Annotated in this window: 1 tRNA gene and 2 rRNA genes; all 3 read right to left on the reverse strand. The window is 54.6% G+C overall.

What is annotated here, in order from left to right:
* Nucleotides 1–77, reverse strand: a tRNA-Met gene (locus tag AC2FJZ_RS22295).
* A gap of 119 nt (nucleotides 78–196) precedes the next feature.
* Nucleotides 197–311 (reverse strand): 5S ribosomal RNA (gene rrf, locus AC2FJZ_RS22300).
* Nucleotides 312–532: 221 nt separating this feature from the next.
* Nucleotides 533–1,836: ribosomal RNA gene (locus AC2FJZ_RS22305) — 23S ribosomal RNA — on the reverse strand; the annotation flags it as partial.

Genomic DNA, 1,836 nt, shown 5'->3' on the forward strand with positions numbered 1-1,836 from the left:
TGGTTGCGGGAGTAGGATTTGAACCTACGACCTTCAGGTTATGAGCCTGACGAGCTACCGGGCTGCTCCATCCCGCGACACTTTTGTTGGCCTATTGGTTACGCGACTTGAGGCCTTGTGTTGGTCTACGGCCTTTTTGGCTGTTTGAGACCGGGTCGTATTTTTTTATCGTAAGAGAGAAGGGGGATTTTTCTAGGTTTGGCGGTGACCTACTCTCCCGGGGCTTAAGCCCAAGTACCATTGGCGCGGCAGTGCTTAACTTCCGGGTTCGGGATGGGACCGGGTGTTTCACTTGCGCTATGACCACCAAACCGAGGAAAATCCCCGTCGCGTCTTTGCTTTTCAAAGCGCGACGAGTGGCATGCAGCGTATTTGGGTGCAAATGCGCGTTTCCACTCGGTAGTTATGTCAATCAACACCGCAGCGTGTTGCTGCGAAGTTATCCATGTTTAATGAGGTGTATGTTTTTGGCTTATTTGTTCGCCTACCGCTTTGCTACTTGAAGCGGTTGGCAGTCTTTCCATTACTGGATCAAATCAAGCCTATCGGGCGATTAGTACCGGTCAACTGAACGCATTACTGCGCTTACATCTCCGGCCTATTGACGTGGTGGTCTTCCACGGCCCTCAGGGAGACCTTGTTTTGAGGGGGGCTTCCCGCTTAGATGCCTTCAGCGGTTATCCTGTCCGATCATAGCTACCCAGCACTGCCGTTGGCACGACAACTGGTCCACCAGTGGATCGTTCACCCCGGTCCTCTCGTACTAGGGGCAACTCCTCTCAAGTCTCCTACACCCACGGCAGATAGGGACCGAACTGTCTCACGACGTTCTAAACCCAGCTCACGTACCTCTTTAAACGGCGAACAGCCGTACCCTTGGGACCTGCTCCAGCCCCAGGATGAGATGAGCCGACATCGAGGTGCCAAACACTGCCGTCGATATGGACTCTTGGGCAGTATCAGCCTGTTATCCCCGGCGTACCTTTTATCCGTTGAGCGATGGCCCTTCCACTCGGGACCACCGGATCACTATGGCCGTCTTTCGACTCTGCTCGACTTGTCAGTCTTGCAGTCAGGCTGGCTTCTGCCATTGCACTCAACGAGCGATTTCCGACCGCTCTGAGCCAACCTTCGCGCGCCTCCGTTACGCTTTAGGAGGCGACCGCCCCAGTCAAACTACCCGCCACGCAGGGTCCCGGATCCGGATAACGGACCGCGGTTAGACATCAAGAGTGCGAAGGGTGGTATCTCAAGGGAGGCTCCACAAGAACTGGCGTTCCTGCTTCAAAGCCTACCACCTATCCTGCACATCACAATCCTGATGCCAGTGCGAAGCTGTAGTAAAGGTGCACGGGGTCTTTCCGTCTAACCGCGGGAAGCCTGCATCTTGACAGGCAATTCAATTTCGCTGAGTCGATGTTGGAGACAGCGGGGAAGTCGTTACGCCATTCGTGCAGGTCGGAACTTACCCGACAAGGAATTTCGCTACCTTAGGACCGTTATAGTTACGGCCGCCGTTTACCTGGGCTTCAATTCAAGGCTCTCACCTCTCCTTTTAACCTTCAGGCACCGGGCAGGCGTCAGACCCTATACGTCGTCTTGCGACTTCGCAGAGCCCTGTGTTTTTAATAAACAGTCGCCACCCCCTGGTTTGTGCCCCCAGCCCCTAGTTGCCTAGGAACCGGGCCTCCTTCTCGCGAACTTACGGAGGTATTTTGCCGAGTTCCTTCAACATCGTTCTCTCAAGCGCCTTGGTATGCTCTACCAGTCCACCTGTGTCGGTTTAGGGTACGGTCTTATAGGAGGGCTATTTCCAGGAACCTCTCAGCAGCCCAT

Source organism: Ruegeria sp. CDSA079 (assembly GCF_059612245.1).